Genomic DNA, 15,287 nt, shown 5'->3' with positions numbered 1-15,287 from the left:
CCGCGGCCGCGGCCTCTGGCGCCATCGCGGGTCCGGGTGCGGGAAACCCGGCAGCGGCGAAGGGGTCACGAGCCGGCGGACCGTCCGGCGCGGGGCCCATGTCTGGCGCCGCTCCCGGCGTCTGGACGGCGCCCGACGTCGGGAAGGAGCCGGGCGTCGAGGAAGAGCCGGGCATCGGCGCGGCCGGATGCCGCGGCTGGCTGGACGGCGTGCCGGTCCCGGAACCTGCTCCTGGGGACGACTCCCCCAACGCCGCGGCGATGTCCGAGTCGCTCAGCACCAGTCCGATCGGGAACCGCACCGGTGCGGCCGGGCAGGCGGCATAGACAAGGTCGGCGAACTGAGCCGCGTCAGGACGCCGCGCCGGTAGCGGCTGCAGACCCGCACTGACGGCGTGGACGAGCTCGGTGGGCAGGCCGGGAACCGCTTCGGACAGCTCGGGCCGTGACTGGCCGGGCCGAGGCGCCACGCCCGTCAGCGCGGTGTAGCAGACCGCCGCCAGGCCGTAGACGTCGCCGGCCGGCGTGGGACCGCCCTCTCCGGTGCCCATCGGGTCGGAGTAGCCGTGCGTCCCAAGGGCCTCACCACCCTCGACCAGCTTCAGGACCCCCAGGTCGGCGAGCAACGGGCGGCCGTCAGAGGTGAACAGGATCGCCTCAGGTGTCATGTCCCCATGGACCAGACCGTGCTGGTGCGCACCGGCGAGGGCCTCCGCGATCGGCGCGACCGTCGTCACGACCTCACCCGGATCGAGGCCGCCCCGACCGCTCAGGAGATGGTCGAGGCTGCCACCGTCGGCATGGTCGAGAACCAGGACGACCTCGTCGCCGTCGGGCAGCACCTCGCGGATGCGTACGACGTGCGGGTGGTCGATCAGGCCGAGCAACGAGACGACCTGACCCACGCCTTCGCGGGCGGCGGCGTCGCGCAGGCGCAGCCGCTTGAGGGCCACCCGGTCGCCTGAGCCCTGCGCGCGGGCGAGCCACATCTCGCCACTCGCGCTGGCGCCCAACAATGTCTCGAGGTCGTAGCCGCGTACCCGGAACTCACCGCGCATGGTCGCCAAGCCTGGCAGAACCGGCGGCCGGCGTGACGAACGTTGTCCACAAGTCGGCCGCGTGCCTGTCTCGGCGAGAACCTGTCCGAGCCGCTATGCGGGACCGATCTCCTTGCTCCCCGCGATGAGCCAGCCGCCCGAGCCGTCGGGCTCGAGAGTCATCCGGAACCGCCTGGGTTCGCCGCCATCGTGGGGATAGAGCTGACCGTCGACCTCCAGGCTGTACGGCTGGAGCTGGCTCACCGCATCGACGACCACCCGGTCGGGACTCTCGGAGACGACCTCGAGTGACTGGATCGGCGTACTCAGGCCCTCCACACTTGTGACGCCCTTGCTGGCGTGCACGCGCATGGTGTCCAACTCCTCCTGCAGCGCCCTGGAGCCGGGTTTGTAGACCTGGGAAAGCCCGTCCTGGTCCAACTTTCGCCACGCCTCCGCTCGGCGCTCGTCGAGCGCGGTGAGGACCTGCGTCCAGCGCGCCTCAGCTTCCGTACGCGGCGAACTCGACGGCGCCGCCGACCCCGTGGACGGCGATGACGAGGCCGTGGGTGGAGTCTCGGTGGGAGATGGCTTTGGCCCGGCGAGTGCCTGCCAGCCGAGAACGCCGAGGGCGGCGACACCCGCCAGCGCGACGGGTACGCCGACGAGTGCGGCGATCAGCACGCCTCGCCCCTTCCGGAAACGTCCGTCGTCCTCGTCCTCCGCGTCGCCAACGACCGCGTCCCTGGGAGCAGACGGGGCCAGGCCGGCGAACGCGTCCGGCTGATCCGACGCGACCGGTCCGGGCCCGGGAGCAGCGCCCCGCAGCGGATCCCCCACCGCCGATCCGCCCGGCTCGGCGTCCGAGGCCTGGGTACCGCTCATCCCCCGCCACGGGTCGGCCGAACGACCGCTCCCCCGAAGATCGCCAGTACCCGACGTCGGCCCGAACGATGCCGGGCTCGGCTCCTCGAAGGAGGGTGCCCCCGAGGACGAGGCAAGACCATCCGGGAACCGCACCGGAACGGCGGGGCAGGCGCTGGCGAGCTGCGCCCCGAACTGTGCGGCGTTCGGGCGTTGGTCGGGCTGGCCCGCGAGGCCGGCCTCCACGACGTGGGCGAGGGCGGGTGGGACCCCGGGCGCCACCTGGTGCAGTGGACGCCGGCCCTGCCCCGGTTCGGGTGGCGTACCGGCGAGTGCGGTGTAGCAGACCGCGGCCAACCCGTAGATGTCGGCAGCCGGTACGGGCTCGGCGCCAGGGCGCTGGCCAGGGTCGGCGTACCCGAGGGTGCCCAGCTCCGCGCCCCCCTCGACCAGGCCGAGAAGGCCTGCATCGGCCAGCAGTGGCCGCGCATCAGCGGAGAAAAGTACGTTCTCGGGGGTGACGTCGGTGTGGACCAGCCCGCGCTCGTGCAGCGCCGTCAGCGCCCCCGCGATCGCGGTCGCCATCGTGACCACTTCGCCCGGGTCGAGGGTCGTCCGGGCGAGCAGAAGCTGGCCGAGACTCCCACCCTCGGCGTAGTCGCAGACAAAGACGAGCGCGTCGCCGACCGGCAACATCTCGCTGATCCGCAGCACGTGCGGGTGCGCTACGGAGTCGAGCACCGACACGATCCGCCGCGCCTCGTCGTGGGCGGCGCTGTTGCGTGGATGCACGCGTTTGAGAGCAACCTGGGAGCCTGCGGCAACGTCCCGAGCGAGCCATACCTCACCAGCGGGGCCCGCGCCCAGCAGGCCCTCGATGTCGTACCCATCGACCCGGAAGTCGCCCTGCATCCACCCAAGCCTTCCCACCGACGCGCCGTCGGATGTCTGAAAGCTGCACAGTAGCGAGTGGTACGCAGGCCGCCGGCCGCACCCCGCGGCCCCCTGGTCACCCGGCGGGCTTGCTCCCGTCGCAGATCTCCAGGTCCGGAGTATCGGGTCCGCCGACCTGCCACTCGCGGCTGATCCGCCAGGCGGTGCTGCCCTGGAGCGGAACGATCTCGATCCGCACCTTCTTCAGCGGGCCGGCGGGGCACTTGTGCCGCTGACCGTTGTTCATGACGACGGTGTAGGCCTGCTGCATGCGTACGACCTCGAAGACGATGGCACGCGGCTGGCGGGACTCCGTGGTGAGGGTGATCATCGATCGATTGAGGTCCAGAACCTTCGCGGCGTCGTTCTGGGCCAGTTCGGCCATGAGCTTGCGATTCTCCTTGTACGCCTGCGAGTCCGGTGCGTACAGCTGGTTCAGCAGCTCCGGATCGCGGTTGGCGTAGGCGTTGGCACGCCGATCGTCGAAGAGTTCGAAGTTCTTGAACCACTGGAGGGAGAACGGATCCGTCGGCGGTGTCGGTGTCGGTGTGGGTGTCGGCTTCGGCTTCGGTTTCGCCGTGCTGGTCTGCTCGGCGATCGGCGTCGTGTCCGTCGACATCCGCCACAGGACGACCGTGGTGATGACTCCGATGACGGCGATCAGGACGGCGCCGATCACGACAAGCTGCCGCGTGTGGGAAGACTCCTGGTCAGGACCGTCGTCGTCGGCACCGTCCCGAACGCGCGGCGCCGGCGGCCGCACCTGCGCCGCCGTTCCTCCTGTGCCGTGCTGAGCACTGAACGGCGGCTGGCCGCTGAAGTGCTGCTGCTGTCCGGAATACTGCTGCTGCCCGCTCGACGGCGGCTGGCCGGTGAACGGGAGCTGACCACTGAACGGCTGCTGACCGGCGAACGGGGGCTGACCGGCGAACGGGGGCTGCTGTCCCGTCGTGGATCGTGGCGCCTCGGGCGGCCTCTCCCCCGCCGACTTCGGCGGTGGCGCGAAAGGCGGCGTCGCGCGGTCGGTTCGGTGCCCCTGCTCGGTTGGCACCGCCGGAGGCGGGGACCCGCCGGCGCGGGTGGTCGGTCCGGTCGCCGGGCGGTAGCCGCCGGAGGACTCGAACGACGCCAGCGTCTGCGTGGGCGCGTCGACCGGGCCGGCATCGGCCGGCGGCCCTTCGAAGTCGGGCGTGGGAAGGCCGAAGTCCGGCGCCGCGGACTCGGCACGCGACATGGAGTCCGGCAGCCGGACCGGCGCGCGCCGGGCGGCAGCGTCCAGGAGCGCGCCGAACTGACCCATGTGCGGCCGCATGTCCCACGCCGGCTGCAGACCGGCCTGGATCGCGTGCGCGATACCCGGCGGGACGCCCGGGGCGACCTGGTGCACGGGACGCTGCGGCTCGCCGGGGCGCGGCACCAGGCCGGTCAGGGCGGCGTAGCAGATCGCGGCCAGGCTGTAGACGTCACCGGCGGGTGTGGGGTCGGCATCCTCGGGTTCGGCCGGGTCGGCGTAGGGCCGTGCCAGCTCGTCGACCGGCTGCGCGGCGATCCGCCCGAACCCGATGTCGGTGACCAGTGGCGTGCCGTCGGTCGTGAAGAGGATGTCCTCCGGCCGCAGGTCACCGTGGACCAGGCCACGCTCATGCGCGGCCGTGAGGGCGCTGGAAACGGTTGCCGCCATGGTGACGAGCTCGCCCGGATCAAGAGTGCCGCGCACGAGCAGCAGTTGTTCGAGGCTGCCGCCCTCGATGTGGTCGAGGACGAAGACGAGTTCGTCGTCGAACGGCAGCAGCTCGCGGATCCGGCGTACGCGTGGATGGTTGAGGGCGTTCAGTCTCTCGACCAGGCGGCGGGCATGGTCGAGCGCGTCAGCGTCACGGGGCTGGACCCGATGCAGCGCGACCTCTGCCCCTGAGGCGCTTTCGCGGGCGAGCCAGGTCTCGCCGGTGGGTCCGGCACCCAGCAAACCCTCGATCTCGTACCCATCCACATCGAAGTGGCTCCGCACGGTTTCCAAGCCTTCCAGACCTACGATCGACGGTACGGCTGACTGCGGGCGTCACTTCTCATGGTCGCCCATCCCACACGGCGACAGCAACGAATGGATCATGCTAGCGATGCCCCGACAGCGGCCCTTTGGGCCTCCCCAGACTGTGCGACCCCACACCACGGCGCGGCCCCCGCGGTGCCCTGTCGCCGCACACTCTAGGGTGTGAGGATATGGCCTCACCTCGGTTCATCCGGGCCGGGTTCGGCGCGGATGCCGTCGACTACGCGGCCGGGTGGTCCCGGCAGCGCGAGCTTCATGCCGAACGCGTCGCCGACCAGATCCCGGACTCGGTACTCCTGCTCGAACACCAGCCCGTCTATACCGCGGGAAAACGTACCGACCCCACCGAACGACCAGTCGACGGCACCCCCGTCATCGACGTCGACCGGGGCGGCAAGATCACCTGGCACGGGCCGGGGCAGTTGGTCGGCTATCCGATCGTCAAGTTGCCCGAGCCGATCGACGTCGTGGCGTTCGTACGCCGGCTGGAAGACGTCCTCATCGAGGTGTGTGCCGGCGCCGGACTCGCCACCGCACGGATCGATGGCCGCAGCGGGGTGTGGGTGCCGGCCGATGGTCGTGGCCCCGACCGCAAGGTCGCGGCGATCGGACTCCGGGTCGCCCAGGGCGTGACGATGCACGGGTTCGCCCTCAACTGCGACTGTGACCTCGGCGCCTTCGGGCGGATCGTGCCGTGCGGTCTCCCCGACGCGGGCGTGACCTCGCTCTCAGCCGAACTCGGCCGCCTGGTCAGCGTCGACGACATCCTCGAACCCACCGAGCAGGCCCTCGCGGCGATGCTCGAGGCATCGAGGGACCCGGTCACGACTCCCGTCGGTACAACGCGACAACCGGGATGACCCGCGACGTCTTCTCCTGGTACTCACCGAAGACCGGAGCCACCTTCACCTGCCGGGCGTAGAGCTCGTCGTGTTCCTCACCCTGGATGTCGACGGCGGTCGCGGCGTAGGTCTCGGTGCCGAACTCGACGGTGACCTCCGGGTTGGCCAGCACGTTGTGGTACCAGGCGGGGTGGCGAGTGCCTCCCGCGTTGGAGCCGAAGACCAGCAGCCGGTCACCGTCCCGCAACGCGGCGAGCGGTGACGTACGCCGCCGGCCGGACTTCGCACCCGTCGTGGTCAACAACAGCAGCGTCGACCCGGCGAAGTAGCCGCCGACCTTGCCGTCGTTCGCCCTGAACTCCTCGATGACCTGCCGGTTCCAGTCGTCGATGCTCTGTTCCGGTTCAGACATTGCCGGCATCCCCTCCCACGCTGATGTCAGGTCGGGCGGCCTGCTGGCTACCCCACGGACTCCAACGTCGGCTGGTGGCCGGGATATGCCGGGAAGCTCAAGCCGGCATTGCGGAACGGGACAAGGGCCAGCACGGTCGCGTGGGCGTAGTAGGCCACTCGGTCGATCACCCCGCCGGTCAGCGGGCCGACCGTGCCGGTGCTCTTCTTGGTGTCCGTCCCGCCGAACACCTCGTCGGTGGCGGCACCGAGCTCCACGCCCGCGCGGACCAGGCTGGCGATCTCCGTGGGCAGGACGAACGTGGCCGTCCGGCTCTCGCCCCTGATCGGCTCGCCGGTCGGCCCGGTGCCGAGCACGACGACCCACGCCAGGCACTCGAGCGTGCCGTCCCGCTCGATGACACCACCCTCGAGCCCGACGCACAGGTCCGCCTCGGGCGCGATCAGCCGGGCCGCCTCGGCACGGTTGCGGGCGCCGGCAAGGGTCTGCTCGTCACCGACCGGCTGGGCGGGTACGCCGGAGTCCACCTCGACGGCCTGGCACTGCACGTCGTCGATGCCCAGGGCGACACGTACGGCTTCGAGCGTTGCGCGCCTTTTGACCGGGTTCATCGAGGCAATGGCAATTCGTAAGGACACAGCCGACAACCTAACCCGGCGGCCCTGACGGGGCCCAACCCGGCGCCTCCTCCGGCGGACCGGGCGCTGCCCGACCCCGCCGCGGCGCCGTAGGCTGTGAGCCGTGACTGCCGTGGTTCCGGAAGGACGCAAGCTGCTGCGCCTCGAGGTGCGCAACAGCCAGACGCCGATCGAAAAGAAGCCGTCGTGGATCAAGACCCGGGCCAAGATGGGTCCGGAGTACACCCAGATGCGGGCGCTGGTCCAGCGCGAGGGGCTCCACACCGTCTGCCAGGAGGCGGGCTGTCCCAACATCTTCGAGTGTTGGGAGGACCGCGAGGCGACGTTCCTCATCGGCGGCGACCAGTGCACCCGGCGGTGTGACTTCTGCCAGATCGACACCGGCAAGCCGGTCGCTCTCGACCGCGACGAGCCGCGGCGGGTCGCCGAGAGCGTCCAGACGATGGGACTGCGCTACGCCACGGTCACCGGCGTCTGCCGTGACGATCTCGACGACGAGGGCGTGTGGATCTACGCCGAGACCGTACGCCAGATCCACGCCATGAACCCCGGCTGCGGCGTCGAGCTGCTCGCGCCCGACTTCTCCGGACGCCCGGACCTGCTGGCACAGGTGTTCGAGTCCGCGCCCGAGGTGTTCGCCCACAACATCGAGACCGTGCCACGGATCTTCCGCAGCATCCGGCCGGGCTTCCGCTACTCCCGGTCCCTCGACGTGTTGCGCCAGGCCCGCGCGTACGGCCTGGTCACGAAGTCCAACCTCATCCTGGGTATGGGTGAGGAACGTGCCGAGATCAGCGGCGCGATGCGTGACCTGCTCGAGGCAGGGTGCGAGCTGTTGACGATCACGCAGTACCTCCGTCCATCCGTACGCCACCACCCGGTGGAGCGCTGGGTGCGCCCGGAGGAGTTCGTCGAGCTGCGCGACGAGGCGCTCACGATGGGCTTCGTGGGTGTGATGTCCGGGCCGCTCGTCCGGTCGTCGTACCGTGCCGGCCGCCTCTACCGCCAGGCGCTCGAGTCGCGCGAGGAACCCGCCGCGACACCCCTGAGCCAGTCCACCACCACTGCATGACCCGAGGAAGGAACACAGGCGCCACCCATGGCAAAGCGTGAGGTCACCGACGACAGCAAGCCAGGCCGGATCGCCCAGGTCCGTGCCGCCTACCGCATCACCAAGGAGGCGCAACCTCGGATCGGGCTGCTGCTCGCGGGGATCTTCCTCGGAGTGGTCGCCGTCTTCGCCGGGCTCGGATTCCTTCTCGGCAACCCGATCCTGTGGGGGCTCACCGGTCTCCCGTTCGGCTTCCTCGTCACGATGATCATCTTCGGCCGCCGCGTGGAGAAGGCCGCGTACTCCCGGCTGGAGGGCCAGCTCGGCGCCGGCGCCAACGCCCTGTCGACGTTGCGCAAGGGCTGGACCGTCGACCCGGCCGTGGCCGTCACCCGCAACCAGGACGTCGTGCACCGCGTCGTCGGTCGACCCGGGATCGTGCTGGTCGGCGAGGGCGCTCACAACCGGGTGGGCAACCTGCTCGCGAACGAGAAGCGCAAGCACGCCCGGGTGGCGCCCGACACGCCGATCTACGACGTCGTGGTCGGCGACGGCAAGGACCAGGTGCCGCTCCGCCGGCTCTCCAAGCACGTCATGAAGCTGCCCCGGAACCTCCGTCCGGCGGAGGTCACCGAGTTGCTTCACCGGCTCAAGGCGTTGTCGGCCAACCGGCAGCAGCTGCCCATCCCCAAGGGGCCGCTGCCGAAGAACGTCAAGCTCCCACCAGGCGCGCCCCGCCCTCGCTGACCCGCGGCATCAGGTCGTACGAAGCCCGGGCGAATCGCTCGCGGCGCGGCTGCGGCGAGATCGTTCAGCGGGCCCGGACCAGCGCCGTGCCGGCCAGCCGGTCGTGTAGGCCCCGGCCGTCACGGTCGACGATCAGTGGCGGCAGGACGAGCAGGATCAACGCCGTACGCACGAACGCCCGCACCACCCCGACAGGTGCACCGTCCAGCCGGACGACGACCAGGTGACGGAGCCGCTGACCGACGCTGGCCCCGACAAATGCCGTCATCAGCCAGACCTCCAGGGCAAACACGGCGAGCGGCACCAAATCCCGCCCGGTGGCGGGCGCCTGCCAGATCCCGGCGTCGCGTACGAGCGCGAAGGCGGCCAGATTCGCCAGGAACCAGTCGAGGATCAGTGCGGTGATCCGGGTACCCCAGCCGGCGAGCGAACCGCGGCCATTCTCGGGAAGGCCCAGTCGTTGACCTGCGTAGCCGCGCCCGGTTGACTGCTCAGCCATCCGTGAAGATTATCCGGCGGGCGTGGCCTCGCAGGCTGCCCTCGCGGTGACCCTGCGGGTGGGCCACACTGGTCCCGTAACACAGGCGCAACATAGGCGTCATGGCGGAGAAACGGCTGACTTCTACCGTCCGTGGCAAGACTTCGAGGAGGGTGGATGTTCCAAAACGCCGACGACCTGCTGGCCTTCGTCCGTGATCAGGGCGTGGAGTTCATCGACGTACGGTTCTGTGACCTACCGGGCATCATGCAGCACTTCAACGTGCCTGCGTCGTCGTTCGACGCGGACGCGTTCGCGGAGGGGCTGATGTTCGACGGATCGTCGATCCGAGGCTTCCAGGCGATCCACGAGTCCGACATGAAGCTGATCCCGGACCCGGCGACGGCGTTCGTCGATCCGTTCCGGGACCGCAAGACGCTGGCGTTGAACTTCTCGATCGTCGATCCGTTCACCAGCGAGGCCTACAGCCGGGACCCGCGCAACGTCGCGGGCAAGGCGGAGGCCTACCTCAAGAGCAGCAACCTCGCCGACACGGCGTACTTCGGGCCGGAGGCCGAGTTCTACGTCTTCGATGACGTCCGCTTCGAGACGAAGCAGAACGCCGGCTACTACTTCATCAACTCGATCGAGGGCGCCTGGAACACCGGCGCCGAGCAGGATGGCGGCAACAAGGGGTACAAGCCGCGCTACAAGGGCGGTTACTTCCCGGTCTCTCCCAACGACCACTTCGCCGACCTGCGCGACAAGATGGTCGCCCAACTTCTCGAGTCGGGTATCCAGGTCGAGCGCGCCCACCACGAGGTCGGCACGGCGGGCCAGGCGGAGATCAACTACAAGTTCGACTCCCTGCTCCACGCGGCCGACTCCCTGATGCTGTTCAAGTACATCATCAAGAACGTCGCGTGGAAGGCCGGCCACACGGCCACCTTCATGCCGAAGCCGCTCTTCGGTGACAACGGTTCGGGCATGCACTGCCACCAGAGCCTGTGGAAGGACGGCCAGCCGCTCTTCTACGACGAGCTGGGCTACGGCGGCCTGTCCGACACGGGCCGGTGGTACATCGGTGGCCTGCTCAAGCACGCGCCGAGCCTGCTCGCGTTCACCAACCCGACGGTCAACTCCTACCACCGCCTGGTCCCGGGCTTCGAGGCGCCGGTCAACCTGGTCTACAGCCAGCGCAACCGGTCGGCCGCGGTGCGGATCCCGGTGACGGGTACGAGCCCCAAGGCGAAGCGGATCGAGTTCCGGGTGCCCGACCCGTCGTGCAACCCGTACCTCGCGTTCGCGGCGATGGTGATGGCAGGTGTCGACGGCATCCGCAACAAGGTCGAGCCGCCCGAGCCGATCGACAAGGACCTCTACGAGCTGCCGCCGGACGAGCACGCGCAGGTCCAGCAGGTGCCCGGCTCGCTCCCGGAGGTGCTCGATGCCCTCGAGGCCGACCACGAGTACCTGCTCGAGGGTGGAGTCTTCACACCCGACCTGATCGAGACCTGGGTCGACTGGAAGCGCTCCAACGAGATCGACCCCGTGCGCCTGCGTCCCCACCCGCACGAGTTCGAGCTCTACTTCGACATTTAGCAACACCGCAGGTCAGCGGGCTTAACCGGCCATCTGGGCCGTCTCAGGGCCGTCGTCGGTGCTTCCGCCTTGCCGGAAAGCGTCGTCGACGGCCCTTCGCGTACGTGCCTGACTACGTGGCATCCGATGTATGTAGGTCCGCAGCATGCACCCGGGATCGGCGTGGCCGAGGTACTCGGCGAGTGCCTTGATGCGCTCCCCTGCATCGAGCAGGACCGAGGCGTAGAGGTTGAGTTCGCGTACATCGCAGGACGGATGCTTCGGCCTCCGTCGTCACGTAGCGTGAGGTGTGTGCTCCGCCGGTTGAAGACGTACCAGCTCGTCGTGGACCTCGTTGTCGCGGCGCTGTTCGCAGTGGTCGTCGCGTGGCCTGAGCTTGTGGTGGGGCGCACTGTGTCGTACAACGGGGTCGGCACGGCCATGGTCGTCGTGCTCATGGCCGCCGCGGTCGCGCTTCGTCGCCTTTCGCCGGGGATCGCGCTCGCGGTCGCGTGGGCCGGGGCGATCGTGCAGATGGGCTTCGGCCGGCCGCCGAGCCCCACCGACGTCGCGATCTTCGCCGTCCTCTACACGACTGCCGCCTACGGGTCCAGGGTCGTGTTCTGGCTCGGCTTCGCCTCAGCGATCACGGGCGCCGGCGTCATCACGGCGTACTTGTTCGGCGAACCGATCCTCACTGGCGAGCGGCGGTCGATCATCACGACCGCGGTGGCGTCCCTGTTCGCCGCGATGTTCGCACTCCTGCTGGCATGGACGGCCGGGGCGCTGGTGCGCACCGCGCTGCGTGCGCAGGAGAACCGCGTCGCGCAGCTGAGGGCCGAGGCGGAGGCCGTCGCCGAGCAGGAGCGCGTGCGCATCGCGCGCGACATGCACGACGTCGTCGCGCATTCGCTCGCTGTCGTCGTCGCCCAGGCTGATGGGGCGCGGTATGCCGCAGTATCCGACGCCTCGGTGGCGCGCAATGCCCTCGGCACGATCTCGACGACCGCACGCGCGGCGCTTGCCGACGTGCGGCTCCTCCTCACCCAGCTGCGGCACAGCCAGGCCGAGGGGCCGCAACCGACGCTTGCCGACCTCGAGCAGCTGTACGCGCAGCTGCGTGCGGCCGGCGTCGAGCTCCGGCTCGATGTCGACCCCGCGCCGCAGCGCAGACCGCCGGCGTCGATACAGCTCGCGGTGTACCGCATCCTGCAGGAGGCGCTCACCAACGCGCTGCAGCACGGCGGTGCAGGACCGGTCGATGTGCGGCTCGCCTGGCACGCCAGTCACGTCGACTTCGAGGTCCACAACGCCCTGCGACCCGGTACGACGGCCACTCAGCCGCAGGAGCTGGAGAACCGCAGCGCCGGTGACCGGACGCGCGGGCACGGCGTCATTGGCATGCGGGAGCGCGCGCAGCTCGTCGGAGGGCGGCTGGACGCCATCACACAGGACGGCGCCTTCGTCGTGCGGGCGACCCTCCCGATCGGAGGCGGGTCGTGAACGCGATCAGCGCGATCAGGGTGGTGCTCGTCGACGATCAGGCGCTGTTCCGCGCCGGGACCCGGATGCTCGTCGACTCGCAGTCCGACCTCGAGGTCGTCGGCGAGGCGTCCAACGGCCGCGAGGCGATCGATGTCGTGCACGCCGCGAAGCCCGACGTCGTTCTGATGGACATCCGGATGCCTGTGCTCGACGGCGTCGCCGCGACAGCCGAGCTCCTGCGCGAACCCGTTCCGGCCCGCATCGTCATGCTCACGACGTTCGACCTCGACGAGGCCGCGGCTCGGGCGATTCGGCAAGGTGCGAGCGGGTTTCTGCTGAAAGACGCCGACCCCGAATTCCTGCTCGCGGCGATCCGTACGGTGCACGCCGGATCGGCCGTCATCGCGGCATCGGCCACCCGTGAGCTGTTCGCGCACTTCGCGGATGCCGCACCGCGGCCCGTCCCGCGCGAGTACGGGGGGCTCACCAACCGGGAGCGCGAGATCTTCGCGCTCGCCGCCCGCGGCCTGTCCAACGCCGAGATCGCGGCGCGCGAGTTCCTGTCCGAGGCGACCGTCAAGACGCACATCAGCCGCATCCTCACCAAGCTCGGCCTGCGCGACCGCGTGCAGCTCGTCGTCTTCGCGTTCGAGCACGGACTTGCCTAGCCCGGTGGCGCAGAACGCACTCACGTGGCAGGCGAATCATCCTGAGGATGTACGCGAGTACCTCTGCCGGCAGACGCGCCGGGTGCCGGACGGCCCATAGCGTCGAAGGCATGGAACTGACATCGACCGGCTTCGGCCTCGCGTCCCGGGTACGGCATCTCACGAAGATCTACGGCTCCGGCGAGAGCGAGGTGCGCGCGCTCGACGACGTCAGCGTCGGCATCCGCCGCGGCGAGTTCACCGCCGTCATGGGACCGTCCGGATCGGGCAAGTCGACCCTCATGCACGTCATGGCCGGACTGGACGCCCCGACTCGTGGGCGCGCGTGGATCGGCGACACCGAGATCACGGACCTGTCCGATCTCGACCTGACGATCCTGCGTCGTCGCCGGGTCGGGTTCGTCTTCCAGACGTTCAACCTCGTCCCGACGCTCGACGCGCGGGCCAACATCCTGCTGCCGTTCGACCTCGACGGCCGCCGGACCACGGCGCTCGAGAAAGCGCGCATCGACGGTCTCGTCAAGACTCTCGGCCTGCACGAGCGGCTGCACCATCGTCCGCACGAGCTCTCCGGAGGACAGCAGCAGCGCGTCGCGATTGCCCGCGCCCTCGCGACGGCACCCGACCTTGTCTTCGCCGACGAGCCGACCGGCAACCTCGACTCGCGCTCGGGCCGCGAGGTGCTCGCGCTGCTGCGGGCCGCGTGCCGCGAGCACGGCCAGTCGATCGCGATGGTGACACACGACGCGGTGGCCGCCTCGCACGCCGACCGCGTGCTGTTCCTCGGCGACGGCCGCATCGTCGCCGACAAGCCTCGCCAGACCGCCGAGGAGCTTTCGGCGTTCATGCTTGCGACCGAGCTCGGCACGGCCTCCGTCGCCGCGCCCGCCGCCGGCGCGACCGAGGGGGTATCGGCATGAGCGCCGCGACGGCCGGCGTCCACACCTCGTCGCGGCGGCGGGTCGCCGCGCCGCTCCCGTGGCTGCGCGAGCGCGGCATGGGCGCGTCGATCCTCGTCGCGGCGATCTCGAGCGCGTTCGGCGTCCTGCTCATCTCGGCGACAGGGTTCATCGCCGCCATGCTGAAGGCGGACCCCTACATCGGCGACAGCGGGACGCTCGCCTTCGTACAGAGCTTTCTGACGCTGATCCTGCTGGGTGTCGCCGTCTACGTCGCGGCGATCGTGACGGCCAACACGTTCTCGACGATCGTTGCGGGTCGCACCCGGAGCATCGCGCTCCTCCGTTTGATCGGGGCATCGGCGCGGGCCCAGCGCGCAGCAGTCGCTCGCCAGGGTCTCGTCGTCGGAGCGATCGGTGCGTTCGCCGGACTCGTCGGCGGCACGGCGCTCGCGGCGGTAGGCGTCGCTCTCGGCACCGAGCTGCTGAAGCTGGAGGGTGTCCAGTACTCGGTCGTCCAGGCCGCCCTCCTGTTCCCTGCCGCAGTCGTGACGCTCACGACATGGACTGCGGCCTGGGCGGGTTCGCGCCGCGTACTCACCGTGACACCACTGGAGGCGCTCGGCGGATCGGTCGAACGCTCCCACGGCGACCTCGTACGCCGCAAGGGCCGCAACGCGGCGGCGATCGCGCTGTTCGTGACCGGCGGCGTGCTGCTCGCGGTGGGAATCCTCACCGGACTCTTCACGCCACTGGGCGTCGTGGTGGCATTCTTCGGCGGCATCCTGTCATTCACCGGACTCTCACTCTGCGCGACGCTCGTCATGCCCCCCGTGCTGCGACTCGTCGGCCGCGCGTTCGGCAGATCGGCAACGGCACGCCTGGCCGCCGAAAACGCGCTGCGCTACCCCGAACGGTCGAGCCGCATGGCGATCGGCGTCGTCATGGGCGTCACGCTCGTAACCATGTTCGCTGTCGCGACCGACTCGGCCAAAGGCGTGCTGGCGGCGGCCGCGGGCGGCGAGCTGTCACCCGCGCTCGCGGCGCCGCTCGACACGTTCGCGGCCATCATGATGGCCCTGGTCGCCGTGTCGGCCGTCATCGCCGGCGTCGGACTCGTCAATCTCCTCACCCTCGGCGTCATCCAACGCCGGCGCGAGCTCGGCCTGCTGCGCGCACTCGGCCTCTCGGGCGGCCAGGTACGACGCGTCGTTCTCCTCGAAGCCGCGCACATCACCATCGCCGCGCTCGGCACGGGCCTCCTCCTCGGCATCGCGTACGGATGGGCCGGGGCGCAATCGCTCCTCGGATTCATCCGGGTCGACCCGGACCAGCCGTTCACCAGCAGCCTCGTCGCCCCAGCCCTACCACTCTGGCCGACGGTCACCATCATCGCGGCGACCGCAGTCCTGACCCTCATCGCCGCCGTCGTACCGACCCGACTCGCCACCCGCGTCACACCGGTCCAGGCGCTCGCCGAATAGAACACCAGCACCACGTCATCGGCCACCTCGACATCCCACCTGGCCGGACGGACCGCCGCGCAGTGTCAGCACTTCCCGTAAGCCCATTACCCATGGTCGCCCAGGCGCTGGGCTTCCAC

General features: G+C 70.0%; 14 protein-coding genes. 8 read left to right on the top strand and 6 right to left on the bottom strand.

What is annotated here, in order from left to right:
• The 3 genes from ABN028_RS04300 to ABN028_RS04290 all read right to left on the bottom strand — a co-directional run.
• Positions 1–1,057, bottom strand: a 1,057-nt coding sequence (locus ABN028_RS04300; protein ID WP_349695692.1) for a serine/threonine-protein kinase, incomplete at its 3' end; no start/stop codon positions are given.
• Between the two features lie 93 nt (positions 1,058–1,150).
• Positions 1,151–2,812, bottom strand: coding sequence for a serine/threonine protein kinase (locus ABN028_RS04295; protein WP_349327823.1), 1,662 nt, complete (start codon positions 2,810–2,812; stop codon positions 1,151–1,153).
• Between the two features lie 97 nt (positions 2,813–2,909).
• Complete coding sequence (locus ABN028_RS04290) at positions 2,910–4,841, bottom strand: serine/threonine protein kinase (protein WP_349695691.1); 1,932 nt, start codon at positions 4,839–4,841, stop codon at positions 2,910–2,912.
• A gap of 212 nt (positions 4,842–5,053) precedes the next feature.
• Between ABN028_RS04290 and lipB the strand changes: the two genes are divergently transcribed.
• Positions 5,054–5,743 carry a lipoyl(octanoyl) transferase LipB gene (lipB, locus tag ABN028_RS04285; protein WP_349327821.1) on the top strand — a complete coding sequence of 230 codons (690 nt, stop codon included), beginning with the start codon at positions 5,054–5,056 and terminating at the stop codon, positions 5,741–5,743.
• On the opposite strand, the gene ABN028_RS04280 is transcribed toward lipB, so the two are convergent.
• Together ABN028_RS04280 and ABN028_RS04275 are read right to left on the bottom strand one after the other, a co-directional pair.
• Positions 5,706–6,137: a nitroreductase family deazaflavin-dependent oxidoreductase gene (locus tag ABN028_RS04280; protein ID WP_349327820.1), complete on the bottom strand. Its 432-nt coding sequence runs from the start codon at positions 6,135–6,137 to the stop codon at positions 5,706–5,708. The two genes, lipB and ABN028_RS04280, sit on opposite strands and share 38 nt — an antisense overlap.
• 47 nt (positions 6,138–6,184) lie before the next feature.
• On the bottom strand, positions 6,185–6,775 hold the full coding sequence (locus ABN028_RS04275; protein ID WP_502877575.1) for a DUF84 family protein: 591 nt from the start codon (positions 6,773–6,775) through the stop codon (positions 6,185–6,187).
• 103 nt (positions 6,776–6,878) lie between these two features.
• Here ABN028_RS04275 and lipA point away from each other — a divergent pair, with 103 nt between their 5' ends.
• Positions 6,879–7,847, top strand: a complete 969-nt coding sequence (gene lipA, locus ABN028_RS04270) for a lipoyl synthase (protein ID WP_349695690.1) — start codon at positions 6,879–6,881, stop codon at positions 7,845–7,847.
• Between the two features lie 27 nt (positions 7,848–7,874).
• A complete protein-coding gene (locus tag ABN028_RS04265) occupies positions 7,875–8,573 on the top strand; it encodes a DUF4191 domain-containing protein (RefSeq protein ID WP_349695689.1) in 699 nt (232 codons plus the stop codon).
• 64 nt (positions 8,574–8,637) lie between these two features.
• Here ABN028_RS04265 and ABN028_RS04260 read toward each other — a convergent pair whose 3' ends face one another.
• Positions 8,638–9,072, bottom strand: a complete 435-nt coding sequence (locus ABN028_RS04260; protein ID WP_349327816.1) for an RDD family protein — start codon at positions 9,070–9,072, stop codon at positions 8,638–8,640.
• Between the two features lie 156 nt (positions 9,073–9,228).
• On the opposite strand from ABN028_RS04260, the gene glnA reads away from it, so the two are divergent.
• The 5 genes from glnA (at position 9,229) to ABN028_RS04235 (ending at position 15,168) form a co-directional block, all read left to right on the top strand.
• The gene (gene glnA / locus ABN028_RS04255; protein ID WP_349327815.1) at positions 9,229–10,653 is read left to right on the top strand and encodes a type I glutamate--ammonia ligase; all 1,425 of its coding nucleotides are present in this window, start codon (positions 9,229–9,231) and stop codon (positions 10,651–10,653) included.
• A 291-nt stretch (positions 10,654–10,944) separates the two neighbouring features.
• Positions 10,945–12,135 (top strand): sensor histidine kinase, encoded by a 1,191-nt coding sequence (locus ABN028_RS04250; protein WP_349695688.1) that lies wholly within the window; start codon positions 10,945–10,947, stop codon positions 12,133–12,135.
• Positions 12,132–12,785 carry a response regulator gene (locus tag ABN028_RS04245; RefSeq protein WP_349695687.1) on the top strand — a complete coding sequence of 218 codons (654 nt, stop codon included), beginning with the start codon at positions 12,132–12,134 and terminating at the stop codon, positions 12,783–12,785. Before ABN028_RS04250 ends, ABN028_RS04245 begins: the two co-directional genes overlap by 4 nt.
• A gap of 110 nt (positions 12,786–12,895) precedes the next feature.
• Positions 12,896–13,705 carry an ABC transporter ATP-binding protein gene (locus tag ABN028_RS04240; RefSeq protein ID WP_349695686.1) on the top strand — a complete coding sequence of 270 codons (810 nt, stop codon included), beginning with the start codon at positions 12,896–12,898 and terminating at the stop codon, positions 13,703–13,705.
• Positions 13,702–15,168, top strand: coding sequence for an ABC transporter permease (locus ABN028_RS04235; protein ID WP_349695685.1), 1,467 nt, complete (start codon positions 13,702–13,704; stop codon positions 15,166–15,168). The genes ABN028_RS04240 and ABN028_RS04235 overlap by 4 nt, the downstream gene beginning before the upstream one ends.
• Positions 15,169–15,287: the final 119 nt, after the last annotated feature.

It is taken from the genome of Actinopolymorpha sp. B17G11 (genome assembly GCF_040196095.1).
Lineage (GTDB): Bacteria > Actinomycetota > Actinomycetes > Propionibacteriales > Actinopolymorphaceae > Thermasporomyces.
This window is presented reverse-complemented; position numbering and strand designations above follow the sequence as displayed.

Bases quoted from the DNA above. Each gene is read 5' to 3' on its own strand.
- ABN028_RS04295 (WP_349327823.1), bottom strand. From the start codon at position 2,812: ATGCAGGGCGACTTCCGGGTCGATGGGTACGACATCGAGGGCCTGCTG.
- glnA (WP_349327815.1), top strand. From the start codon at position 9,229: ATGTTCCAAAACGCCGACGACCTGCTGGCCTTCGTCCGTGATCAGGGC.
- ABN028_RS04265 (WP_349695689.1), top strand. From the start codon at position 7,875: ATGGCAAAGCGTGAGGTCACCGACGACAGCAAGCCAGGCCGGATCGCC.
- ABN028_RS04240 (WP_349695686.1), top strand. From the start codon at position 12,896: ATGGAACTGACATCGACCGGCTTCGGCCTCGCGTCCCGGGTACGGCAT.
- ABN028_RS04260 (WP_349327816.1), bottom strand. From the start codon at position 9,072: ATGGCTGAGCAGTCAACCGGGCGCGGCTACGCAGGTCAACGACTGGGC.
- lipB (WP_349327821.1), top strand. From the start codon at position 5,054: ATGGCCTCACCTCGGTTCATCCGGGCCGGGTTCGGCGCGGATGCCGTC.
- ABN028_RS04235 (WP_349695685.1), top strand. From the start codon at position 13,702: ATGAGCGCCGCGACGGCCGGCGTCCACACCTCGTCGCGGCGGCGGGTC.
- ABN028_RS04280 (WP_349327820.1), bottom strand. From the start codon at position 6,137: ATGTCTGAACCGGAACAGAGCATCGACGACTGGAACCGGCAGGTCATC.